Raw genomic sequence first — 22,540 nt, 5'->3', positions numbered from 1 at the left:
GAGCCACGACGGTCGACCCCGGAGGCATCGGCAGCATGGACCAGCGGCAGCCCCTCGACGACGCGCTGGACGCGGCGGCGGACGCCTTCGAGCGCTTGCGTCCCCGGCTGTTCGGCATCGCCTACCGCGTCCTGGGCAGCGTGTCCGAGGCCGAGGACGTGGTGCAGGACGTGTGGCTGCGCTGGCAGGGCGCCGACCGGAGCGCCGTGCGGGATCACGGGGCGTTCCTGGCGAAGATCACCACCCGGCTGGCGATCAACGTGGCCCAGTCGGCGCGGGTGCGCCGCGAGGCCTATGTCGGGCCGTGGCTGCCGGAGCCCGTGGACACGAGCGTCGATCCGCAGGTCGGCGCGGAACGCGGCGAGGCGCTGGAGCTGGCCGTGCTGCTGGTCCTGGAGCGACTGAATCCGGTGGAGCGGGCGGCGTACGTGCTGCGCGAGGCGTTCGACTACGCGTACGACGAGATCGCGGGCATGCTGGAGCTGAGCCAGGCCAACACCCGGCAGATCGTCAGCCGGGCCCGTAAGCGGCTGTCCGCCGAGCGGCGGGAACCGGTCGACACGGCGCAGCACCGGCGCCTGCTCGACGCCTTCGTGGCCGCCGCGCGGCACGGTGACGTCGCCGCGCTGGAGACCGTGCTGTCGGCCGATGTCGTCGCGTACGCGGACGGCAACGGCATGCGAGGTGTGGCGCGGCTGGAGATCGTGGGGGCCGGGCGCGTGGCCAGGGTGACGGCCTTCGCCCAGAAGTTCTTCCCCGGGGCCGACTACGGCATGGTCCAGGCCAACGGACAGCCCTGCCTGCTGCTCGCCCGGGACGGGGTCGCCGTCGCCCTGGTGAGCGCCACCGTGGGCCCGGACGGCATCGACGGGCTCTACTGGGTGCTGACGCCGGACAAGCTGAGGGCGTACGAGCGGTCGGCCCGCAGGCTCACCGACCGCCCGTAGCCCCTGGCTTCATCAGTGCTGCTGGAGCCACTCCTCGTAGCGGACGGCCGAGAGGTGCGCACTCTCGTCGCCGGTGAGCACGTCGGGCATGCCGGCGAACAGACTGGCGGTCTCGTCCGTGACGACGGTGCGGCCGTCCGGCTTCGCCGCCAGGGTGAGTTCGCCGAACCAGTCCAGGCCGTGGGTCTCGGGTCCGGCGATGTTGCGGATGCCGTTCGACGGTTCGCCCTGCGCCGCCTCGGCGACGGCGGCGGCCACCTCGGCGGAGGCGATCGGACGCAGCCGCAGGGACGGCAGGCGCACCTCGCCGCCCTCGGTGGACATGTCCATCACCGGGGCGATGAACTCGAAGAACTGGGTGGCACGCACGAGGCTGTAGGGCACGCCGCTGCCGCGCACGGCGTTCTCCTGGGCGACCTTGGCCTCGTAGTAGCCGTAGCCGGGCACCTGGTCGACACCCACGATGGACAGTCCGACATGGTGCCGGACGCCCGCCTCCTTCTCGGCGGCGAACAGGTTCCGCGCCGAGCGGGTGAAGAAGTCCAGGGCCGGTTCGGTGTCGAAGGACGGCGAGTTCGACACGTCCACGACCACGTCCGCGCCCTTGAGGACCTCGGCAAGTCCCTCGCCGGTGAGGGTGTCGACGCCCGTGGTGGGGGCGGCGGCCACGGCCTCGTGTCCCTTGTCACGCAGCAGCGTGACCACCTGCGAGCCGATGAGGCCCGTACCGCCGACGACCACGATCTTCATCACTGTCTCCGTTCACTGGTTGACTGACTCACCAGAGAGACAGGGCGGCGTCCGGGTCTGTGACAGCCGGCGGCGATCTCACTCCGTCGGGACGGTGTCCGGCAGGCCGAGTGCGGTAGAGACATGGCGCCATACGGCGGTGAGGGCCGTGTCGAGGGTGACCGTCGGGTCGCGCAGCATGAGGCGGATGCCGTAGCCGTCGCTCAGGGACAGCACGAGCGTGCTGAGGTCGTCGACGTCGGTCGGCGTGAACTCGCCGGAGTCGATACCGCGCCGTACCGCGTCCCCCACCCAGGCGTGCAACTGCGCGTAGAGGTCCACGGCGAAGACCCGGGTGGTCTCGTCGCGCAGCGCCCTGACCCAGAGTTCCTGCCAGAGCCGCCAGTCCTGGTGGAGCTGGGGATCGGTGGGCAGCAGGTTGCGCAGGATGCGGGCCAGGATGACCGCCGCCGGGGCCGTCTCCGCGTCGTGTTCGAGGTCGACGGCGGTGTGGGCGAAGGAGTGGGTCATCGCCTCGGTGAACAGCTTCTCGCGGGTGTCGAAGTGGTAGTGGAGCAGCGCCGTCGACACTCCGGCGCGCTCGGCGACCATGCGCATGCGGATCTTCTCGAACCCGATGTCGGCGATGACCTCGCACGCCGCGGTCAGGATGCGCTCGCGCGTGTCTGCCGTGCGCACCTTGGTGGACACCCTGCGGCTCCCCTCGTTCGGTGGTCGTACGCCATGACCATCTTCCCTCACGGCCGCCTCGCCGGTACGGGGGCCTCGTGCCGCGGCTCTTCGTCGTACGTGTGGAAGCCCCGCCCGGACTTCCGCCCCAGCAGACCGGCCTCCACCATCCGGGACAGCAGCGGGGGCGGCGAGTACTGGGGCTCGCGGAACTCGGCGTACAGCGACTCGGCGATGGCGCGTGTGGTGTCGAGGCCGATGAGGTCCGTCAGGGCCAGCGGGCCCAGCGGATGCGCGCAGCCGAGGACCATGCCCCGGTCGACGTCCTCGACGGTCGCGCTGCCCGACTCCACCATGCGGACGGCCGCCAGCAGATACGGCACGAGCAGCGCGTTGACGACGAACCCGGCCTTGTCGCGGGTCCGGACCACCTCCTTGCCGAGAGTACCGGTGACGAACTCCTCGGCCCGTGCCGCCGTGACGGGCGAGGTGAGCAGCGAGGGCACGAGTTCGACGAGGCGCAGGACCGGTACGGGGTTGAAGAAGTGCACCCCGACGACCCGGTCGGGCCGGGTCGTCGCGGCGGCGAGCCTGATGACCGGGATGGAGGAGGTGTTGGTCGCCAGAATGGTGTGGTCGCCGGTGAGCACGGAGTCGAGGCGGGTGAAGACGTCGACCTTGAGGGCCTCGTCCTCGGCGACCGCTTCGATGACCAGGTCGTGGTCGTGCAGTGCCTCGAGTTCATGCACGACGGTGATCAAGGCGTCGGCGGCCTCCCGTCGTTCGTCGCTCAGTCTGCCGTGTGCGGTGGCCCGGTCGAGCGAGCGGGTGATGCGGAGGCGGCCGGCCCGGGCCGCCTCCGCGTCGCGCTCCACGACCGTGACCGGTACGTCGGCCCGTGCGCAGACCTCGGCGATGCCGGCGCCCATCAGCCCGCAGCCGACGACTCCCACGCGCTTGATGTCGGTCATCCGTCTTCCTCTCTCCGGTCTGCGACGATGCGGCTCAGGCGGCGGGCAGGTCCAGGACGCCCGTGCCGCGCTTGACGAGTTCGTTGGCGATGATCAGCCGCTGGATCTCGGAGGTGCCCTCCCAGATGCGGTCCACGCGCAGCTCGCGATAGAGCCGTTCGACGGCGTAGGAGCGGTCGTAGCCGCGCCCGCCGTGGATCTGGAGGCAGCGGTCGATCACGCGCCCCGAGGCCTCGCTCGCCGAGAGCTTGGCGATGGCCGCCTTGGCGTGCAGGGTCTTGCGGTCCTCCGCCGTGGCCTGGTCGATCTCCCAGGCGACCTGGTGGGTGTAGGCGCGGTTGACGGCGATGTCCACGGCGCAGTCGGCGAGCATGCCCTGGATCAGCTGGTACGAGGAGATCGGCGCCCCGAACTGCTCCCGCTCCACGGCCCAGTCACGGGAGAGTTCCAGCGCCCGCTCGGCCGCGCCGATGGTACGGGCGGCGATCATCAGGCGCTCCTCGGTGAACCAGGAGCGCGTGATGTCGTAGCCCTCGCCGATGCCGCCGAGGACGGCGTCATCGCCGACCTGGACGTCGGTGAAGGTGAACTCGGGGTGCTCGTAGACGAAGGTGTGCATCCAGCGCGGGACCCGGGTCATCTCGATGCCGGGGGTGTCCTTGTCGACCAGGAAGAGGGTCGGTGCGCGCTCCGGGCCCGCCGCCGCGAGGACGATCATGAAGTCGGCGTGGTCGCCGACGGTGACGAACCACTTCTCGCCGTTGAGCACCCAGCCCTGGTCGTTCCGGGTGGCGGTGGTGGCGAGGTTCTGCGGGTCGGACCCGGCGCCGGGCTCGGTGACGGCGTAGCAGTCGCGCCGCTCGCCGTTGATCACCGGGATGAGGAACCGCTCGCGCTGCTCGGGGGTGCAGAAGCGGAGCGCGTTGGCGGGCCGCCACACCATGTCCCACAGGGCGCCGGTGAGCCGCCCCAGCTCCTCCTGCACGGTGGCCTGTTCGGCGATGGTGAGTCCGGCGCCGCCCCACTCGGCGGGCATGTTGACGGCCTGGAGTCCGGCGTCGAGGACGGCGTCACGGACCTTGGCGTGGGCGTCGGCGGGCAGGCCGTTGTCCTCCTCGCACTGGGTCTCGTAGGTGGCGATGAAGTCGGTGAGGGCGCGCGCCTCGGCCTTGAGCTGTGCCTGGCGCGGGGTGAGACGGAAGTCCATGGAAGTCCTCGCTGGTGAAGGATGGGGAGTCAGTGCGTGGGCAGGGCGAGGGCGCGGGTGCCGCGCTTGATGAGCTCGTTGGCGATGATCAGCCGCTGGATCTCGGAGGTGCCCTCCCAGATCCGGTCGACGCGCAGTTCGCGGTACATGCGCTCGACGGGGTAGGTGCGGTCGTAGCCCCGGCCGCCGAAGATCTGCAGACAGCGGTCGGCGACCCGGCCGGCGGCCTCGCTGGCGGCGAGTTTGGCGGTGGAGGCCTTGGCGTGCAGCGTCTTGCGGTCGGTGCCGGGCTGGTCGGCCTCCCAGGCGACCTGGTGGGTGTAGGCGCGGTTGACGGCGATGTCCACGGCGCAGTCCGCGAGCATGCCCTGGATCAGCTGGTACGAGGCGATGGGCGCCCCGAACTGCTCGCGCTCCACGGCCCAGTCACGGGCGAGTCGCAGGGCACGCTCGGCCGCGCCGACGGTCCGGGCCGCGATCATCAGGCGTTCGTCGGTGAACCATTCCTTGGTCAGCTCGTAGCCGTTGCCGACGCCGCCGAGCACGTCCTCGTCGGCCACGAAGACGTCGGTGAAGGTGAACTCGGGGTGCCCGTTGACGGCGGAGTGCATGAAGTGCGGCACCCGGGTCATCTCGACGCCGGGCGCGGCCCGGTCCACGAAGAACAGGGTGGGCTGCCGCTCGGGTCCGGCGTCCGCCTGCACCAGCAGGAAGTCGGCGATGTCGCCGCAGGTGACGAACCACTTCTCGCCGTTGAGCACCCAGCCGCCGTCGGTGCGGTCGGCCGTGGAGGTGCCGGAGGACGGGTCGGATCCCGCGCCCGGCTCGGTCACCGCGAACGCGTCGAACTTCTCCGCGCGGATCACGGGCAGCAGGTACTTCTCGCGCTGCCGCTCGTCGCCGTAGGCCAGGACGTTGGCGGGCCGCCAGGGGATGTCCCACAGGCAGTTGGTGACCTTGCCGAACTCCTCCTCGACGATGACCTGGTCGAGCAGGCTGAGCCCGGCGCCGCCCCATTCGGCGGGCATGTTGATGGCGTAGACGCCGGCGTCCATGGCGGCCCGGGTCAGTTCGGTCACGAGCTGCTGCGGCAGCGGGCCGCCCGCCTGCTCGGACTGGTCCTCGTAGCGCATGAGCAGCCGTGCGTAGTCGGCGGCGCGACGCTTCAGATCGGTCTGCTCGGGGGTGTAGCGCAGGTCCATGGGGGCCTCTTCCAGTGGGGTCAGGCGAGTACGGCTCGGGAGTCGAGGGCGAGCACGCCGTCGGGGCGTACGAGCAGGGGGTTGACCTCGATCTCGGCGATCTCCGGGTGGGCGGCGGCAAACGCCGTGATCGTCTCGACGGCCTTCGCGGCGGCGACGACGTCGACGGGTGGCTTGCCCCGCACCCCGTCGAGCAGAGCGGCGGTGCGCAGTCCGCGCAGCAGGGTCTCGGCCCGGTCGGCGGAGACGGGGGCGAGGGTGAAGGCGACGTCGTGCAGAGCCTCCGCCAGCACACCGCCCAGGCCCACCATGGCGACGGGGCCGAAGCGGGGGTCCCGGTTGACGCCCACGATCAGCTCGATGCCGTCGGTCAGGTCGGCCATGGCCTCCACGGAGTAGGAGGAGGCACCGAGCCGGGCACGCATCTCGCGGAAGGCGGCGAGCAGTTCGCCGGGCCCGGCCAGGCCGAGTGCCACTCCCCCGGCGTCGGACTTGTGCAGGAGGTGGAGGGCCTTGAGGACGTACGGCCCTCCGAACTCCTCTGTGACTGCGTGGAGTTCGGCCTCGTCGTGGACCTCGCGGGCGGCGGGGAAGGCGAGTCCGGCTTCCTCCAGGGCTCTGCGGGTCTCCAGGTAGCCGCTCTCGCGCAGCGGGGACGCCGGCCGGGGCAGCGGTGTGACCCCGGTGCGGCGGCCGACGGGAGCGGTCGCGGCGAGGGCGCGGGCCGCGTCCTCGGTGGCGGCGAAGACCGGTATGCCGGCGGCGGCGAGCGTGCGGCAGCTCGGGGACTCGGGGTACATCGACTGCACCACGATGGGTTTGGCGGTGGCCCGGTGCCGGGCGGCGATGAGGCGCGCGGCGTCCTGTTCCCCGGCCGCGAGCGCCGCACCGCCACCGCCGAGACCGCCTCCGGCGGCCGCGTAGCCGCCGAAGTAGCCGGTCATCAGCACGGCGTCGACCTCCTCGGCCGCCAGGAGGGCATCGACGGTCTCGGCGTACGAGCCGGGGTCCTGCTCGCCCATCCCGGCGAGGTCCACCGGGTTGACGACGGCCGACGGCTCCCAGAGGGCTTCGCGGAGCTGTCGCCTGGTCGGCTCCCGGAGTTCGGGCACGGCCAGCCCGGCCGCCTCCACGGCGTCGGCGGCGACGACGCCGTGCCCGCCGCCGTCCGTGAGTACGGCCACCCGGTCTCCGGCCGCCCGGCGTCCACCGCCCAACGCGGCCAACGCGACGGTGAGTTCACGCGGGGTGGCGACCAGTTCCACACCGGCGTCCCGGCAGGCCGCGCTCACCACATCGGCCGAGGTGGTGAGCGCGCCGGTGTGCGACTGCGCGCTGCGCGCGGAGGCGTCCCCGCGCCCGGCGGTGAGGAGCACCACCGGCTTTCCGGCGTCGGCGGCGGCCTCGGCGAAGGCGCGTCCGTCGCCGAAGTCCTCGGCGTAGACCGCGATGGCCCGGGTGCCCTCGTGGCGGGCGCAGTCGGCGAGCAGGTCGACGAGGGTGACGTCGGCCTGGTTGCCGAGCGACACGAACCGGGAGAAGCCGAGGCCGTGCGGGCGGAAGCGGAGCTGGAGTTCGAGGGCGAGGTTGCCGCTCTGGCTGAGCAGCGCGACACCGCCCGGGGTGAAGGTGTCGGAGGCCAGGAAGAGGTCGGTGGTGTTGTCGGCGATCCCCAGGCAGTTGGGGCCGACCATCACGGCACCGGCGGCGCGGACGCGTTCGGCGACGGCCTGCTGCCGTGTCCGGCCCGCCTCGCCGGTCTCGGCGAAGCCGGCGGTGATCGCGACGATCGCCCGGGCCCCGCACCGCAGGGCCTCGTCGACGGCGTCCTCGAAACCGGCGGCGGGCACGGAGACCACCGCCAGGTCGACGGGTTCGCCGATGGCGCTGAGGCTGGGGGCGACGGTGCGGCCGAGCACCGTGCCGCCACGGCGGTTGACCATGTGCACGGGGCGCCGGCCGCCTGCACGGACGGCCTGGGCGGCGATGGCGTGGCCGTACTTGGCCGGGTCGTCGCTGGCTCCGACGACGGCGACGGAGACGGGGTCGAAGAGGGCGGAGAGGTCGCGTCCCATGTCACTTCTCCAGTCGCAGCGCGGAGTTGGGGCAGGCGGCGACGGCGGCCTCGGCGGCGTCCTCGTCGCCGTGCGACACCTCGGCCGGGCGGACCTGCGCGTAGCCCCACTCGTCGAGCTCGATCAGCTCGGGTGCGGGTTCCTGGCAGAGGCCGTAGCCATGGCAGCGGGTCGAGTCCAGCAGGAGTTTCACGGCGGGTCCTTTCGGAGCGGCGGGGGCCGGGGGACGTAAGGGAAGAGCGGGGTATGGCTCAGGGCACCGGCACGGTGAAGCGGCGCCCGTCCTCGGGTGCGGCGCCCGCGCAGGCGGGGCAGCCGGGGCGGTGGTGGGTGTCGATCCGGTCCGGGAAGTGGGTGAGGAGGGTGCCCGCGATCCGGGCGGCGGCGTCGAGCAGCCCGCAGGCCCCGCGGCCGGGCAGTTGCTCCGACCAGCGGCGCAGCTTGCCGACCGCGTCATCGCCGGCCTCGCCGCGTGCGACCGCCGCGAGGGTGTCGGCCAGCGCCCCGGTGCCGGAGACGCACACCCCGCACTGCCGGGCGCTCTGGGCCGCGAGATAGGAGACGGCCTCCACGGCCACGGCGAGCGGGCAGTCGCGCGGACCGGTGAAGTACAGCGCTCCGCACCCGAGCGCACCCCCGGCCGCGCGCATCTGGTCGTGATCGAGCGGCAGGTCCGTCCAGCCCTCGCCGTACAGACCGCCGAACAGGCCGCCCAGCAGGACCGCTTCCGCCCTGCCGTATCCGCGGAGGTCGGCGAGGACCTTCAGATGCGTACCGGCGGGCACCTCGACGAGCGCGGCGTCCCCGGCACCCGAGAGGGTCACCAGCTGTGCACCGGCGACGAGGTCCGTGGCGTCGGGCCGCGCGTGGATCAGCGCGATACGGGCCAGGGTCTCCACATTGGCGACGAGGGTGGGCGCACCGCCGACCCCGCTTTCGAACGGGCGCGGTGGTTTCGCGGTGGGCAGGGCAGGACCGCCGTCGATCCGTCGTACGACCGCCGTCTCCTCCCCCGCCACGTAGGTGTGCTCCGTCCGTACGACGTCCACGGGCAGGTCGGAGGGCCGCTCGGCGAGCGCGCGCCGGACCGCCTGCTCGGCCGGGTCGTCGGAGAGGTACACACAGCCGCGTCCCGCCCGGGTGACGGCGGCGGCCAGCCGCAGTCCGTCCAGGACCGCGTGCGGCCGGTGGCGCAGCAGCCAGCGGTCCTTGACAGAGCCTGGTTCGCCCTCTTCGCCGTTGGCGACGACGACGTGCGGGCCCGGTGCGTCACGGACGGCGCGGAGCTTGACGGCGGCGGGGAATCCGGCGCCGCCCCGGCCGCGCAGTCCCGCCGCGCCGATCAGGTCGAGCAACCGGTCGGGCTCGGGCACCGGCGCGTAGCCGCCCCCGGCGAGATACCGGGAGAGGCCCTCGGCGCCGGTGGACGGCGGGATCAGGACGTGTTCGGGGAGGAGGGAGATCACGCCGGTCACAGGGTGCTCCCGAGCTCGGAGTGTCCCAGGGGTTCGCGAGACCTCAGCCGGACCAGCGCCCCCTCCAGCTCTCGCCGCTGTACGGCGGTGCGCTCGTAGCCGGCGCCGGGCAGGCCGATCAGCATGCGGTGGTGGTCGAGGACGACCTCTCCGGCCAGCACGGCCGCCCCCGGGTCGGCGGTCCGGGATCCCGCCGCCTCGACGACCAGATCCGTGACTTCGCGCAGGTAGCGCAGCCAGCCACGCTGTGTGCCGCGCAGCACCAGCCGCTCGACCCGCTGTCGCTCGGCGGCGACGAGGGGCGACGGCGGGCGGCCGTCCGCCCGGGCCCGCAAGGCGGCCACCGCGGTGGGCAGCTCCTGTTCGGGCTCGGGCGTGAGGCCGAGCCAAACCAGACTTCGGCGATCGCTCATGCGTGCCTCCGGGGTCGCGCCGTCTCCGGGTGGTCCGCAGACGGGGGTGGCGCGGCGATGACGGGAGTGGGGATGCTCCGGCGCCGTGAGGAGAGGGGCGGGGAAGCTGTACGGGGGCGGGGTATGCCTGGGCATCCGTCGTCGGATCCCGGCCAGCCGCCTGCCACGAGACTAACTAACCAATTAGTCAGCCCACAAGTCTTGACTTGCCTCCGCGGTGGTCCCAGTCTGACTAACCAATCAGTCAGCCGATCGCGGCAGCTCCTGGCGCCGCACCGGCCACAGCCTCACCGCCCATCGCCGCCGCAGCGGCGCGGAGGAGGACCCCATGCACCCCTCGACCACCCGGGCAGAGAGCCTCGCCTCGTCCCCACCGGAGTCGCCGCTCGAGCACCCCGGGGAAGCGCTGCCCGCCCGCTACTACACCGATCCGGCCGTCGCCGAGGCCGAGACCGAGCGGATCTTCGCCAAGTCCTGGCAGCTCGTCTGCCACGAGTCCGACCTGCCGGGGCCGGGCGCCCGGCTCACCGCCACCGCCGCCGGCCGGGAGGTGCTGGTCGTCCGGACCGAGGACGGCGGCCTCGCGGCCCACCTCAATGTCTGCCGGCACCGCGGCACCCGCCTGGTCTCCGCCCCCGAGCCGTCGGGCAAGGCGATCCGCTGCCCGTACCACGGCTGGACCTACAAACTGGACGGACGGCTGGTCGGCGCCCCCGAGGCCCGCCGGATCCCCTGCCTGGACAAGCCCAAGCTGGGCCTGCATCCGGTCAATGTCGAGTCCTTCCTCGGCTTCGTCTTCGTCAACCTCGACCTGGAGGCGACACCGCTCTCCGAGTCCTGCGCCGGGCTCGCCGAGGCCGTCGGCCGCTACGCGGGGCCCGGTCTGGTACCCGTCGGCAAGCACCGCATCCACGATCTGACCGGCGGCGAGGAGCAGAACGCCAACTGGAAGGTGATCGTCGACAACTATCTGGAGGGCTACCACGTCCCCGTGGCCCACCCCTCCCTCATGCGACTGCTCGACTACCAGGCGTACACGGTGGACGTGCGGGAGAACTACGTTCTGTTCGAGTCCCCGCTGCGCGACAAGCCGTCCTCGAACTGGACCGAGCGGCTCTACCAGCGGCTGGCGACCCCCATGCCGGGGCTGGCCGAGGCCGACCGGCGGGTGTGGCGGTACGCCGTGATCTACCCCAATACGCTCATCGACTTCTACCCTGACCACGTGCTCGCGTGGACCGCCCTGCCCACCGCCCAGGACCGGGCGGCGATCCCCGGCGCCTTCTACACCAAGCACGGCGAGGACGTCCGCACCCGGCTGGCCCGGCGGCTCAACATCCACATCGGCTGGGTCACCAACGACGAGGACGCCGAGCTGGTGGAGCGGGTGCAGGCCGGGATGGGCACCCCCGGTTTCGAGCCGGGCCCGCTCTCGCAGCGCGAGGCCGCCGTCGGCTGGTTCGCGCGCCGGGTCCGGGAGGACCTGGAGGGGATCACCGAGTGAGGCCCTTCGGAGCAGCCGACTCACCGCATCCGCGCGACGCCGCCGTGCGGCTCCTGTCGTCCTTACCGCGCGCCTTCTGAGCCGCGCGTACGCACCCTCCCCAGACCGGTCATCACTGCGGAATCAGGGCCTGAAGTGAGCCGACCAGCCGGTCCCGCCCTGGAGTTGTGCCGTTCCTCGACGGAGAGGACGTTCATGTCCCCCGAGGTAATACCGCCGTCCCGTCGCGCCGTGCTGCGGGCGGGCGCCTGCGGCCTGCTGGGCGCCGCGGCCGGCGGCTGCGGGTTCATGCCCGCGAAGAAACCCGACGCCGACCGGCTCGCTCCGGTCGAGCCGCGCGTCGACGGCGATCTCGTCTACTTCAACTGGGCCGACTACGTCGACCCGGCCGTGTTCAGGGGCTTCGAGAAGGAGTACGGCGTCAAGGTCGTCCAGTCGAACTTCGACTCGATGGAAGGCATGGTCGCCAAGCTCAACGCCGGCAACCGCTACGACGTCGTCTTCCCCTCGGCCAAATGGGCCCAGCGCCTGGTCCGCGGCGGCCGGCTGCGCCGTATCGACCACTCCCGGCTCACCAACGCCCGCGCCGTGTTCGGCACCTACGACTACTTCGCCGACCCCTGGTACGACCCCGGCTCGGCGCACACGGTGCCCTTCACGGCGTACAAGACCGGTATCGGCTGGCGTCGCGACCGGATCGGTGAACTCGCCGACAGCTGGAAGGACCTGTGGAGCGACAGGGGCAAGGGCAAGGTCTTCCTGCTGGACGACCGCGACGAGGTGCTCGGCATGGGCGCCCTCGCGCTCGGCCTCGACGTCAGTTCCGGTGACACCGGCGACCTCGACCGGATCACCTCCCTGCTGGGCACCCTGCGACCGCGGCTGCGCGGCTTCTCCAGCGACAGCTACAACAACCTCCTCAACGGCAACGCGCTGATCCAGCAGGCCTGGAGCGGCGACATGGCCGCCATGCTCAACCAGGCCGAGGACCCGTCGGTGTTCGGCTTCCAGGCCCCCAAGGAGGGCTCGCCGATCAACTCCGACTGCTACGCCATCCCCTGGAACGCGCCCCACCCCGGCACCGCGATGCTGTTCATCGACTACATGCTGCGGCCGGAGAACGTGAAGCGGAACATCGAGTACATCGGCTACCCGATGCCGGTCGCGGGCGCCGAGAAGGTCTACGCCGACCTGGTCGAGCCCTTCCCCGAGTGCCTCGTCACCGAGGCCGATCTGAAGGCCGACCTGTTCTTCCGCAACGGCGGCCGCGCGGCGGAGGACGCCCGCGACGCCGCCTGGACCCATGTGAAGGCGGGCTGAGACATGGCACCGCTCCGCCCCTCCTCCCGCCCCCGCCGCCGGGATACCGACGGCACCCGCGTCTGGACCTGGCTCATGCTGCCCGGCACCATCTGGATGACCGGCTTCCTGATCGCCTCACTGGTCCTCGTCGGCGTCCTCGCGGTCGGCACCACCGACGAGCTGGGCAACCCGCGCTTCGGCTTCGACCTCGCCGGTGTGCGCGCCCTCGCGGACCCCGCCTACACCGAGGTCCTGGCCCGCTCCCTCGGCTACGCGCTGCTGACCTGCGTGGTCTGTCTGCTGATCGCCTATCCGGTGGCGTACACCATCGCCCTGCACGGCGGGCGGTACAAGCACGCGCTGATCGCCGCGATCGTGGTGCCGTTCTTCGCCAACTACCTGGTGCGGATGTACGGCTGGTCGGTGGTCCTCTCCGACGACGGGCCCGTGCTGCGCACGCTGCGCGCGGTGGGTATCGCCGACGCCGGCACGAAGATCCTCCACAGCGGCTTCGGCGTGGTCGCGGGGCTCGTGTACGGCTTCGTCGTCTTCATGATCATCCCGCTGTACGCGGCGCTGGAACGCCTCGACGTCTCCCTCATCGAGGCCGGCCGCGATCTGTACGGCGGCCCGGTCCGCACCTTCTTCTTCGTCACCCTGCCCGCCACCCGGCAGGGCGCGGCGGCCGGGCTCGTCCTGGTCTTCCTGCCCGCGATGGGTGACTTCGTCAGCGCACAGCTCATGGGAGGCCCGGACCAGATCATGATCGGCAACCTCATCCAGGACAAGTTCTTCCAGGGCCAGAACTGGCCGCTCGGCTCCGCCCTCACCATGCTGCTGATGCTGGTCCTGCTGATCGGGATGCTCGGCTATCTGCGGCGGACCCGCAAGGACGAGGCGGAGGCCCGCCGATGACCCTGCTCCGGCTCCCCTCCCCCACCGCCCCGGCCCGTCCGGCCGCCCGGACCCCCGCACGGCGCGGCCGGGCCCACCGCAGGCCCCGCGTCCTCATCGCGGTCACCGGTCTGTTCTTCGCGCTGCTCTATCTGCCCATCGCCGTGGTGGCGCTGTTCTCCTTCAACTCCCAGAAGTCGCTGACGGTGTTCGACGGTTTCAGCCTGCGCTGGTACCGCGCCTTCGCCCACGACGAGGTCCTCCTCGCCTCCCTGGGCACCAGCCTGCGGATCTCCCTGGTGGCGATGGCCGGTTCGCTGCTCCTCGGGGTGGCGCTCGCGCTCGGCCTGGTCCGGTGCCGCACCCGGCTGGGCTCGCTGGCCGGCCTGGTCATGCTGGTGCCGCTGATCACGCCGGAGATCGTCACGGGCGTGGCGTCGATGCTGCTCTTCAAGGGCCTGGGTGTGCCGCTGTCCACGGGCACGGTGATGCTCGCCGAGATCACCTTCTCCATCTCCTACGTCACGGTCGTCCTGCGCTCACGGGTCGCCGCGCTCAACCCGGAGGTGGAGGAGGCCGCGATGGACCTCGGCGCCACACGGTGGCAGGCGGTCCGGCTGGTGACGCTTCCGGCGCTCCTGCCCGCGGTGCTGGCGAGTGCCGTGCTGATCTTCGCGCTGGTCTTCGACGACTTCGTGCTCGCCTACTTCACCACCGGCGTCGACCCGCAGCCGCTGTCGGTGCGGATCTACTCGGCGATCCGTTTCGGGGTGCAGCCCACCATCAACGCGGTCGGCACCCTGATGCTCGCGGGATCCATCGCCCTGATCGCCCTGGCCTTGTTCATCCCGCGCCTCTTCGGCCGCCGCGGCGGCCTCGACCTCTTCTCCGGGAAGTGACCCATGGACGCGACCCCCGCCGTCCGGCTCGACGGCGTCTCCAAGCAGTTCGCCGACTCCTACGCCGTCCACCAGCTCGATCTCGACATCGAGACCGGCGCCTTCTTCTCCCTGCTGGGCCCGTCCGGCTGCGGCAAGACGACCACGCTGCGCATGATCGGCGGGTTCAGCGATCCCACCGAGGGAGCGGTGCTGCTCGGCGGCGAGGACGTGACGGCGCTGCCGCCGAACAAGCGCAACGTCAACACGGTCTTCCAGAGCTACGCCCTCTTCGACCATCTGAGCATCGCCGACAACGTGGGCTTCGGCCTCAAGCGCAAGGGCGTCGACCGGGCGGAGATCCGGCGGCGGGTCGGGGAGATGCTGGAGCTGATCCAGCTCGCCGGGCTGGCCGACCGCAAGCCCGGGACGCTCTCCGGCGGTCAGCGGCAGCGTGTCGCGCTGGCCCGCGCGCTGGTCAACCGTCCGGCCGTCCTGCTCCTCGACGAGCCGTTGGCCGCCCTCGATCTGAAGCTGCGCCGGCAGATGCAGGTGGAGCTGAAGCAGATCCAGCGCGAGGTCGGCATCACCTTCGTCTTCGTCACCCACGACCAGGACGAGGCGCTGACCATGTCCGACCGGATCGCCGTGATGAACGGGGGCCGCATCGAGCAGTGCGGCACCCCCGAGGACATCTACGAGCATCCCGCCACCAGCTTCGTCGCCTCCTTCATGGGCACCTCCAACCTGATGACCGGCACCTACCGGGGCGGTGAGGTGACGCTGGAGAAGGGCCCGGCGCTGCCCGTCGGCTCCCGTTCCGAGATCGCGGACGGCACCGCCGTGAGCGTGTCCGTGCGCCCCGAGAAGATCTGGCTCTCGGACTTCGAGGCCGGTATGTCGATGCTGAGCGGTGTCATCCGCGAGACCGTCTACAGCGGCCCGACCACGACCTATCTGATCGAACTCGCCCCGGGCGTCACGCTGTCGGTGCTGGAGCAGAACACGGACCGGGCGCGCATGGAGGACCGCTGGTGCGGCGGCGAGACGGTGGAGTTCGGCTGGCGGCCGGAGCACTGTCTGGTGCTGGCCTGAACGCCCCGACATCTCTGAAGAAAGCGAACCCATGCATCACGACGTGATCGTGCTCGGGGCCGGACTCGCCGGGCTCGCCGCCGCCCGGGACCTGGCCGCCGCCGGCACCGACGTGCTCGTCCTGGAGGCCCGCGACCGGGTCGGCGGCCGGGTGGAGCAGACCCGTACGTCCGACGGCCGTACCGTCCAGCTGGGCGGTGAGGTCGTCGGCCGCGGGCACACCGCCTATCTCCGGCTCGCCGAGGAACTCGGGCTGAGGCTGGTCCCCAGCTATGTCGCCGAACCCGGCCGCATGACCCGGGCCACCCCGGAGGGCAGCTCGGCGGGCGACCCGCCGCACTGGTTCGGCCCCGGCGACCCGGCCCTGCACGAGCGCATGGGCGCCGAGTTCACGGCTCTCTCCGCCACCGTCGACCCGGACGACCCGTGGTCGCATCCGGAGGCGACCGCCCTGGACCGGCTGTCGGTGGCCGACTGGCTGCGCTCCCGGCAGGCCACACCCGCCGTGGTACGTCTGTGGGACATCGGCCAACTCGCCCTGGCCGGCGGCTCCTACGAGCGGGTCTCCCTGCTGGCGGCGCTGCGCAAGAGCGCGGCGGTCCCCGGGTCGGGCACGGGCGACTACGACTACGAGGACTGGGAGGGGCTGCGCCTGGCCGACGGCTCGGCCACGCTCGCGGAGGTCATGGGTCGCGAACTCGGTCCGCGTATCCGGCTCGGCTCCCCCGTCGCCGCCCTGGACGTCCGCCCCGACCGTTGCGCCGTACGCCTGGTCACCGGCGAGGTCCTCACCGCGACGGCCGTGGTGAGCGCCCTCCCGGTGGGCCCGCTGCGGTCCGTCGCGATCAGCGGGGTGAGCGAGGCCCGGCTCGCCTCACTGCACCGCCAACGCCACGCGACGGCGGCGAAGTTCGCCGCTGTCTACGACCGTCCCTTCTGGCGGGAGGCCGATCTGAACGGCCTGTCCGAGGCCGAGGGCGTCCTGGGCAGCACCTGGCCGCAGAACGAGGGCGTCCTGTCGGCTCTGATCCCGCCCGAGCGCTACGGCGTCCTGCTCGGCACCCCGCCGCACCTGCGCACCCCCGAGCTGCTCGCCGAGATGGCGGGCATGTTCGGCGACGAGGCGCTCCGCCCGAGCGCGTGCCATCTGCGGCTGTGGGGCACCGACCCGTGGACCCAGGGCTATGTCACCCAGTGGCCGCCGGGCGAGGTCATGGCGGTCGGCCCGCTGCACGGCACCCATGAACCGCCGTTCTACGTCTGCGGCTCCGACCAGTGGGTCGCCGGATACATGGAGGGCGCCGTCCGCACCGGCCGCGCCGCCGCCGAGGAGGCACTGCGCCGTGGCTGACAACGACCGCTTCACGATCGTCCTCAACCACATCGGCGGCAAGGAGATACCGGCCGTCTCCGGCGCCACCCTGCGCCTGATCGACCCGGCCACCGGACTCGCGCACGGCACGGCCCCGCTCTCCGGCCCCGAGGACGTGGACGCGGCCTGCCGGGCGGCCGAAGAGGCCTTCCCCGGCTGGTCGGTGACGACTCCGGCGCAGCGGCAGGCAGCGCTGCTGCGGATCGCCGACGCGCTGGAGCGGGAGGCCGGTGCGGTGGCGGACGCCGAGGTGGCCGACACGGGAAAGCCGCGCGCCTTGTTCCTGGGTGACGAACTGCCCGCGATCGTGGATGTGTTGCGGTACTTCGCGGGAGCCGCCCGCAATCTGCCGGGCGCCGCGGCCGCCGAGTACACGCCAGGCCGTACCTCCGTGCTGCGGCGCGAGCCGGTCGGCGTCTGTGCCCAGATCACCCCGTGGAACTATCCGCTGATGATGGCCGTGTGGAAGATCGCCCCGGCGCTGGCCGCCGGCAACACGGTCGTCCTGAAGCCGTCCGACACCACGCCGTCCTCAGCGGTGCTCCTGGCCCGGCTGGGCGCCGAGCATCTGCCGTCAGGGGTGCTCAACGTCGTGTGCGGCGACCGCGACACCGGGCGGTCCCTCGTCGGCCATCCCGACGTCAGGCTGGTGGCCGTCACGGGCAGTGTGCGGGCGGGGCAGGAGATCGCCGCGGCGGCGGCCGGCGACCTCAAGCGGCTGCACCTGGAACTCGGCGGCAACGCGCCGGTGCTGATCCACGCGGACGCCGATCTCGACGACGCGGTGGAGCAGTTGTCGTCGCTGTCCTTCTACAACGCGGGGCAGGACTGCACGGCCGCGACCAGGATCCTGGTCGACCGTCGGATCCACGACGGCTTCCTGGCCCGCTTCGCCGACCGGGCGGCCGACCGACGGCCCGGAGCGCCGGATGACGAACAGGCGGCGTTCGGCCCGCTCGCCAATGCCGCTCAACTCACCCATGTACGCGGTCTGTTGGACCATCTTCCGGCCCACGCCGAGATCGTCACCGGCGGCACGGCTCTGTCCCGCCCCGGGTACTTCCATCAGGCCACGGTGGTCGCCGGGGCACGGCAGGAGGACGAGATCGTACGGGGCGAGGTGTTCGGCCCGGTCGTCACCGTCCAGCCCTTCGCCGACGAGTCCGAGGCCTTCCGCCTGGCCAACGGCGTGCCCCAGGGGCTCGCGGCGAGTGTCTGGACCCGCGACCACGATCGGGCCATGCGGGCGAGCCGCGCGCTGCGGACCGGCATCGTCTGGGTCAACACCCATGGCACGACGGTGTCGGAGATGCCCCACGGCGGTGTACGCCACTCCGGGTACGGCAGCGACCTGTCGCTCACCGGTCTGCTCGACTACACGCAGGTCAAGCATGTGATGCTGTGAGCCACGGTGCGAGCATCCCGCCCCGCTTCAGGGATCCGAGGACCATCGACACATCCACGGACGCCGCCTGGTCCAGCCATGGGGAGCGCGTCACGAAGTCGTGGAGGGCCGCCTCGTCCGGGAAGGCGGTGAGGGCGAGCAGTTGGCGTTCGCCGGTGACGAAGCTGACGTACCGGACGTGCGGGGACTCGGCGAGCGCCGCCGCGACCCTCTCGACCCCCGCCGGGACGGCCCGTACCCACAGCACGGCCTCCACCGGCAGCCCGAGCAGCACCGGTTCGATCACGGCCCGGACGCGGACGCGCCCCTGGCGGCGCAGGGCGCCCAGCCGGCGTCGGGCCGTGGCCTCGGACACCCCGGAGACCCGCGCCAGTTCGTCGTAGGTGCACCGCCCGTCCTCGGCCAGGGTGTTCACCAACAGACGGTCGGAGCGGGTGAGTTCGGTGCCGTCGTGGGCGGGCATGAGGTCCGCCGACGCGGCGGGGGTGCTCGCGGGCGTGCCCTCGGCCAGTGCGGCGATCTCGGTCTCGGTGAGCAGGCCGGCGTGCCACTCGCGGATCGTCCGCGCATGGCGCAGCACCGGCAGCGTCAGGGTCCGGACGACCCCCGGCAGGCCCGGAAGCTCGTCCGTCACAAGTCCCGCGAGCCGGTCGCGGGGGCACTGCACCTCCGCGACACAGTCCCAGGTCCCGGTCAGGACATGGGCGAAGACGCAGTCGGGTCGGCGTGCCAGCGCGGTGGCGACGACGCGGGCCTGGCCGGGTGCGCAGCGCACGCCGATCACAGTGCTGCGGCCGCGCACCACCATGGCGCCGATCCGTACGAGCCCGGAGTCCAGCAGGCGGGTGCCCCGGCGGACGACGGTGCGTTCCGGTTCGCCGAGGGCCGTCGCGATGCGGTGCCAGGAGGCACGGCCGTCGATCTGCAGCGCGCTGATGATGCGCCGGTCCAGCGAATCGGCCACGAATCCGGGGTGCGGTGCGTCCATCGGCCTGAGCGTATGGCCGATTCCGTCGATTTCACAGGGATCGTTGTTCCCTTCCGTCAGCCTGCCCCACTCTGCCGGGAAGCCCGGATCGCATACGGAGGTGGCCGACGTGACCGCGACTCCTGGAAGTCCCCCTCACCACGAGGCGACCGCGCCCCCGCTCGCCCCCGTCTCCCGGCGCGGGCGGCTGGCCGTCCTCGGTCCGGGTCTCGTCCTCGCCGCCACCAGTGTGGGCGCGGGCGACATGGTGACCTCGCTGGCGGGCGCGGCGGGCTACGGCATGGCCCTGCTGTGGGCGATCCTGGTGGGTGTCGTCCTCAAGTACGCGCTGACCGAGGCGGTGGGGCGCCTGTATCTGGGGAGCGGTCTGACCGTGATCGCGAGCCTGCGCGCCGCCGCCCGCTGGCTGCCGTCCGCCTTCTTCGCGTTCGTGCTGGTCATCGGGCTGCTGTACGGGGCGGCCCTGAGTTCGGTGGCCTCGCTCGCGCTGACGACACTGTTCCCCGCGCTGCCGCTGAGGCCACTGGCCGTGGTGATCGCGCTGGCGTCGGCCGGGCTCGTGTACGTGGGCCGGTACGCGCTGTTCGAACGGGTGATGAGCGGGTTCATGCTGGCCAAGTTCGTCGGCATGGTCGTCCTGGCCGTGGTCACGCTCGTCACCCTGGACGACCCGTCCGCCCTGATGTCCTCGCTGCGGCCGCGGCTGCCGGAGGGCGATGTGGTCACCGTGCTGGCCCTGGTCGGCGGGGTGGGCGGCACGGCCGGGGTCGCCTCGTACAGCTACTGGCTGCGGGAGAAGGGCTGGCAGCACCGGAGCTGGCTGCCCGTCATGCGGGCGGACACGGCGGTGAGTTACGGGGTCACGTTCCTGTTCGTGGTGTGCACCTCGATCGTGGGGACCGGACTGCTGTACGGCAGCGGCCGGACGATCACCGGCAACGACGGGCTGGCCGCGCTGGCCGAACCGCTCGGCGCGGACCTCGGGTCGGTGGCACGGGTGCTGTTCCTGGGCACCTTCTTCCTCGTGACCCTGAGCGCCCTGGTCGGCGGCTTCAACGCCCTGTGCTATCTGCTGGCCGATTCGCTGCGCACCCTGCGCGGGATGCCGGACACCGAGGCCGAGCGGCACATGGGCCAGCGTAGCCGTCCGTTCCGCCTGTTCGTCCTGTACTGCGCGGTCACGTCCGTGGCGGTGACCTTCGTGGGCAAGCCGGTCCCGCTGGTGCTCGCCTACGCGGCCGTGGGCTCCCTCGTCCTGCCGCTGCTGTCCGGGGCGCTGCTGGTACTGCTCAACAAGCGCGGCCTGCGCCAGCCGTACCGCAACAAGACCGTCTCCAACGTGCTGCTGTCGAGCTCCTTCGTGCTGTTCGGGGTGCTCGCCGCGGTCCAGATCAAGCAAACCCTGGGAGGACTGTGAACCCCGCCGACCTGTGCTTCACCACCGCGACCGACCTCGCCGACGCCCTGCGCCGCCGCGAGGTGTCCGCGCGTGAGGTCGTCACCGCCCACCTCGAACGCGTCGACCGGGTCAATCCGTCGGTGAACGCGATCGTCACGCTCGTCGCCGACCGGGCGCTGGAGGAGGCGGCGGAGGCGGACGAGCGGCTCGCCTCGGGGGCGGAGGTCGGACCTCTGCACGGGCTGCCCGTCGCGCACAAGGACCTCCACGACACGGCGGGCATCCGCACGACGTACGGCTCACCCGTCTTCGCCGACCACGTCCCCACCCGGGACCATCTGGTCGTCGAACGCCTCAAGGGTGCCGGGGCCATCACACTCGGCAAGACCAATGTGCCCGAACTCGGCATGGGTTCCCACACCGTCAACCCGGTCTTCGGCGCGACCCGCAACCCCTACGACCTCTCGCGCAGCGCGGGCGGCAGCAGCGGCGGCGCCGGGGCCGCCCTGGCCTGCGGCATGCAGCCGCTCGCCGACGGCAGCGACACCGGGGGCTCCCTGCGCAACCCCGCGTCCTTCAACAACGTGGTCGGGCTGCGGCCCTCCCCCGGCCGGGTCCCGTCCTGGCCCGACAAGGCGCCCTGGGGGCAGCTGTCGGTGAAGGGCCCCATGGCGCGCACGGTGCGGGACGTCGCGCTGATGCTGTCCGTCCTCGCCGGACCGGACCCGCGCAGCCCACTCGCCCTCGACACACCGGGTTCCGCCTTCGCGGGCCCGCTCGACGGCGACATCCGTGGCCTGCGGGTCGCCTGGTCGCCCGACCTCGGCGGGAGCGTGCCCGTCGACCCGGAGGTGCGGGACGTGGTGCGGGGCGCGGTGGAGGTGTTCGGCGCGCTGGGCTGCGAGGTCGAGGATGCCTGCCCCGACCTGTCCGGTGCCGACGAGGCCTTTCTCGTCCAGCGCGCCTGGCAGATGGAGCTCGCCTACGGGCCCCTGCTGGGCGAGCACCGGCACCGCATGGCCCCGGACGTGGTGTGGAACATCGAGGAGGGCCGCAAGCTGACGGGCCCGGACCTGGGCCGCGCCGAGCTGCTGCGGGCCGCGCTCTTCCACCGGGTGCGTGAGTTCTTCGCGTCGTACGACGTCCTGCTGCTGCCGGTCAGCCAGGTCGCGCCCTTCGACGTCGAGCTGTCCTACCCCGCCTCCGTGGACGGCACGGCGATGGAGACCTATCTGGACTGGATGCGCTCGGCCTACCTGATCACGATGACCGGCTGCCCGGCCCTGTCGGTCCCGGCCGGTTTCACCCCTTCCGGGCTGCCGGTCGGGCTCCAGGTGGTGGGGCCGCACCGGGGCGACGCCGCCGTGCTGAGGGCGGGGCACGCCTTCGAGCAGGCGACGCGGGTGGGGGAACGGCGGCCGGGGGTCGTCGCCGGGGGCCCGGCGGACGGCGGCGGGCCATGAGGGGCGTGGTCAGCCGAGCGGGACGCCTGTGAGGCGCTCCAGGGTCTCGATGAGGCGGGCCTGGAACGCTTCGTCCCGCGCGGCGGGGTGGGGTGTCTATACCCGCTGGTGGTACCAGTAGCCGCCGGTGCTCGGGGTCGTGTCGGAGTGCGTGGCGAGCCACACCTGGGTCTGATGCCCGGCGGTCAGGTCGTCCGGGGCGCCGCGACCGCCCATCCGGGTGGGGACCCACCCGGGGTCGACCGCGTGGCTGGACGTTCCTTCCCAGCGGGACGCGACAGCGAGCGCGAGGGCGGTGACCCACAGCTTGGTGTCGTCGTAGGAGGCGGAGCCGGAGGTCCGCCGGGCGACAGGCCCTTGGACGCCAGCACCCGCATCGCCTCGCGGACCACGGTCTTGCTGACGCCGAGTTCCGTCTCGAACCTGACCGGGTCGACCACGGAGCCCGGGGGGAGTCGCCGCGGATGATGCGCCGGCCCAGCTCCTCCACGGCTTGGCCGTGCAGCCCCCTAGCGGGATGGGTCACCACGT

At 72.2% G+C, this 22,540-nt stretch carries 20 protein-coding genes; 10 read left to right on the top strand and 10 right to left on the bottom strand.

The annotated features are described in order from the left end of the window. Positions 1–35: 35 nt before the first annotated feature. Positions 36–947 (top strand): RNA polymerase sigma-70 factor, encoded by a 912-nt coding sequence (locus tag KJK29_RS36280; protein ID WP_215123461.1) that lies wholly within the window; start codon positions 36–38, stop codon positions 945–947. 12 nt (positions 948–959) lie between these two features. On the opposite strand, the gene KJK29_RS36275 is transcribed toward KJK29_RS36280, so the two are convergent. From KJK29_RS36275 to KJK29_RS36235, 9 genes are all read right to left on the bottom strand, one after another. Next, the gene (locus KJK29_RS36275) at positions 960–1,697 is read right to left on the bottom strand and encodes an SDR family oxidoreductase (RefSeq protein WP_215123459.1); all 738 of its coding nucleotides are present in this window, start codon (positions 1,695–1,697) and stop codon (positions 960–962) included. 78 nt (positions 1,698–1,775) lie between these two features. Continuing rightward, positions 1,776–2,387: a TetR/AcrR family transcriptional regulator gene (locus tag KJK29_RS36270; RefSeq protein WP_215123458.1), complete on the bottom strand. Its 612-nt coding sequence runs from the start codon at positions 2,385–2,387 to the stop codon at positions 1,776–1,778. Positions 2,388–2,434: 47 nt separating this feature from the next. Beyond that, a complete protein-coding gene (locus KJK29_RS36265; protein WP_215123456.1) occupies positions 2,435–3,337 on the bottom strand; it encodes a 3-hydroxybutyryl-CoA dehydrogenase in 903 nt (300 codons plus the stop codon). 34 nt (positions 3,338–3,371) lie between these two features. Then, on the bottom strand, positions 3,372–4,544 hold the full coding sequence (locus KJK29_RS36260; protein ID WP_215123454.1) for an acyl-CoA dehydrogenase family protein: 1,173 nt from the start codon (positions 4,542–4,544) through the stop codon (positions 3,372–3,374). A 29-nt stretch (positions 4,545–4,573) separates the two neighbouring features. Continuing rightward, on the bottom strand, positions 4,574–5,746 hold the full coding sequence (locus KJK29_RS36255) for an acyl-CoA dehydrogenase family protein (protein WP_215123452.1): 1,173 nt from the start codon (positions 5,744–5,746) through the stop codon (positions 4,574–4,576). Between the two features lie 20 nt (positions 5,747–5,766). Then, complete coding sequence (locus tag KJK29_RS36250) at positions 5,767–7,821, bottom strand: acetate--CoA ligase family protein (protein WP_215123450.1); 2,055 nt, start codon at positions 7,819–7,821, stop codon at positions 5,767–5,769. A 1-nt stretch (position 7,822) separates the two neighbouring features. Then, a complete protein-coding gene (locus KJK29_RS36245) occupies positions 7,823–8,014 on the bottom strand; it encodes a ferredoxin (RefSeq protein ID WP_215123448.1) in 192 nt (63 codons plus the stop codon). A gap of 58 nt (positions 8,015–8,072) precedes the next feature. Continuing rightward, complete coding sequence (locus KJK29_RS36240) at positions 8,073–9,296, bottom strand: NADH-ubiquinone oxidoreductase-F iron-sulfur binding region domain-containing protein (protein WP_215123447.1); 1,224 nt, start codon at positions 9,294–9,296, stop codon at positions 8,073–8,075. Further along, positions 9,293–9,709 (bottom strand): hypothetical protein, encoded by a 417-nt coding sequence (locus KJK29_RS36235; RefSeq protein WP_215123445.1) that lies wholly within the window; start codon positions 9,707–9,709, stop codon positions 9,293–9,295. Before KJK29_RS36235 ends, KJK29_RS36240 begins: the two co-directional genes overlap by 4 nt. 328 nt (positions 9,710–10,037) lie before the next feature. On the opposite strand from KJK29_RS36235, the gene KJK29_RS36230 reads away from it, so the two are divergent. The 7 genes from KJK29_RS36230 to KJK29_RS36200 all read left to right on the top strand — a co-directional run bounded on the left by KJK29_RS36230 (position 10,038) and on the right by KJK29_RS36200 (position 18,159). Then, positions 10,038–11,213 (top strand): aromatic ring-hydroxylating oxygenase subunit alpha, encoded by a 1,176-nt coding sequence (locus KJK29_RS36230; RefSeq protein ID WP_215123444.1) that lies wholly within the window; start codon positions 10,038–10,040, stop codon positions 11,211–11,213. A 195-nt stretch (positions 11,214–11,408) separates the two neighbouring features. Continuing rightward, entirely contained in the window at positions 11,409–12,533 is a 1,125-nt protein-coding gene (locus KJK29_RS36225; protein ID WP_215123442.1) for a polyamine ABC transporter substrate-binding protein, read from the top strand. Positions 12,534–12,536: 3 nt separating this feature from the next. Continuing rightward, entirely contained in the window at positions 12,537–13,430 is an 894-nt protein-coding gene (locus KJK29_RS36220) for an ABC transporter permease (protein ID WP_215123440.1), read from the top strand. Continuing rightward, positions 13,427–14,308 carry an ABC transporter permease gene (locus KJK29_RS36215; RefSeq protein ID WP_251058028.1) on the top strand — a complete coding sequence of 294 codons (882 nt, stop codon included), beginning with the start codon at positions 13,427–13,429 and terminating at the stop codon, positions 14,306–14,308. Before KJK29_RS36220 ends, KJK29_RS36215 begins: the two co-directional genes overlap by 4 nt. Positions 14,309–14,311: 3 nt before the next feature. Beyond that, positions 14,312–15,382: an ABC transporter ATP-binding protein gene (locus KJK29_RS36210; protein ID WP_215123438.1), complete on the top strand. Its 1,071-nt coding sequence runs from the start codon at positions 14,312–14,314 to the stop codon at positions 15,380–15,382. Positions 15,383–15,413: 31 nt separating this feature from the next. Further along, positions 15,414–16,733 carry a flavin monoamine oxidase family protein gene (locus KJK29_RS36205; RefSeq protein WP_215123436.1) on the top strand — a complete coding sequence of 440 codons (1,320 nt, stop codon included), beginning with the start codon at positions 15,414–15,416 and terminating at the stop codon, positions 16,731–16,733. Further along, the gene (locus tag KJK29_RS36200; RefSeq protein WP_251058027.1) at positions 16,726–18,159 is read left to right on the top strand and encodes an aminobutyraldehyde dehydrogenase; all 1,434 of its coding nucleotides are present in this window, start codon (positions 16,726–16,728) and stop codon (positions 18,157–18,159) included. Before KJK29_RS36205 ends, KJK29_RS36200 begins: the two co-directional genes overlap by 8 nt. Here the strand turns inward: KJK29_RS36200 and KJK29_RS36195 are convergent. Next, entirely contained in the window at positions 18,140–19,147 is a 1,008-nt protein-coding gene (locus tag KJK29_RS36195; protein ID WP_215123432.1) for an Lrp/AsnC family transcriptional regulator, read from the bottom strand. The two genes, KJK29_RS36200 and KJK29_RS36195, sit on opposite strands and share 20 nt — an antisense overlap. Before the next feature lie 109 nt (positions 19,148–19,256). On the opposite strand from KJK29_RS36195, the gene KJK29_RS36190 reads away from it, so the two are divergent. Together KJK29_RS36190 and KJK29_RS36185 are read left to right on the top strand one after the other, a co-directional pair. Then, a complete protein-coding gene (locus KJK29_RS36190) occupies positions 19,257–20,564 on the top strand; it encodes an Nramp family divalent metal transporter (protein WP_251058026.1) in 1,308 nt (435 codons plus the stop codon). Then, positions 20,561–22,009, top strand: coding sequence for an amidase (locus KJK29_RS36185; protein WP_215123430.1), 1,449 nt, complete (start codon positions 20,561–20,563; stop codon positions 22,007–22,009). The genes KJK29_RS36190 and KJK29_RS36185 overlap by 4 nt, the downstream gene beginning before the upstream one ends. The last annotated feature ends 531 nt before the right edge of the window (positions 22,010–22,540 follow it).

The sequence above is a fragment of the Streptomyces koelreuteriae genome, from assembly GCF_018604545.1.
Lineage (GTDB): Bacteria > Actinomycetota > Actinomycetes > Streptomycetales > Streptomycetaceae > Streptomyces > Streptomyces koelreuteriae.
The sequence above is the reverse complement of the archived record's forward strand: the minus strand, read 5'-3'. Positions and strand labels throughout refer to the sequence as shown.

Bases quoted from the DNA above. Each gene is read 5' to 3' on its own strand.
- KJK29_RS36280 (WP_215123461.1), top strand. From the start codon at position 36: ATGGACCAGCGGCAGCCCCTCGACGACGCGCTGGACGCGGCGGCGGAC.
- KJK29_RS36275 (WP_215123459.1), bottom strand. From the start codon at position 1,697: ATGAAGATCGTGGTCGTCGGCGGTACGGGCCTCATCGGCTCGCAGGTG.
- KJK29_RS36265 (WP_215123456.1), bottom strand. From the start codon at position 3,337: ATGACCGACATCAAGCGCGTGGGAGTCGTCGGCTGCGGGCTGATGGGC.
- KJK29_RS36260 (WP_215123454.1), bottom strand. From the start codon at position 4,544: ATGGACTTCCGTCTCACCCCGCGCCAGGCACAGCTCAAGGCCGAGGCG.
- KJK29_RS36255 (WP_215123452.1), bottom strand. From the start codon at position 5,746: ATGGACCTGCGCTACACCCCCGAGCAGACCGATCTGAAGCGTCGCGCC.
- KJK29_RS36250 (WP_215123450.1), bottom strand. From the start codon at position 7,821: ATGGGACGCGACCTCTCCGCCCTCTTCGACCCCGTCTCCGTCGCCGTC.
- KJK29_RS36235 (WP_215123445.1), bottom strand. From the start codon at position 9,709: ATGAGCGATCGCCGAAGTCTGGTTTGGCTCGGCCTCACGCCCGAGCCC.
- KJK29_RS36230 (WP_215123444.1), top strand. From the start codon at position 10,038: ATGCACCCCTCGACCACCCGGGCAGAGAGCCTCGCCTCGTCCCCACCG.
- KJK29_RS36225 (WP_215123442.1), top strand. From the start codon at position 11,409: ATGTCCCCCGAGGTAATACCGCCGTCCCGTCGCGCCGTGCTGCGGGCG.
- KJK29_RS36220 (WP_215123440.1), top strand. From the start codon at position 12,537: ATGGCACCGCTCCGCCCCTCCTCCCGCCCCCGCCGCCGGGATACCGAC.
- KJK29_RS36215 (WP_251058028.1), top strand. From the start codon at position 13,427: ATGACCCTGCTCCGGCTCCCCTCCCCCACCGCCCCGGCCCGTCCGGCC.
- KJK29_RS36210 (WP_215123438.1), top strand. From the start codon at position 14,312: ATGGACGCGACCCCCGCCGTCCGGCTCGACGGCGTCTCCAAGCAGTTC.
- KJK29_RS36205 (WP_215123436.1), top strand. From the start codon at position 15,414: ATGCATCACGACGTGATCGTGCTCGGGGCCGGACTCGCCGGGCTCGCC.
- KJK29_RS36195 (WP_215123432.1), bottom strand. From the start codon at position 19,147: ATGGACGCACCGCACCCCGGATTCGTGGCCGATTCGCTGGACCGGCGC.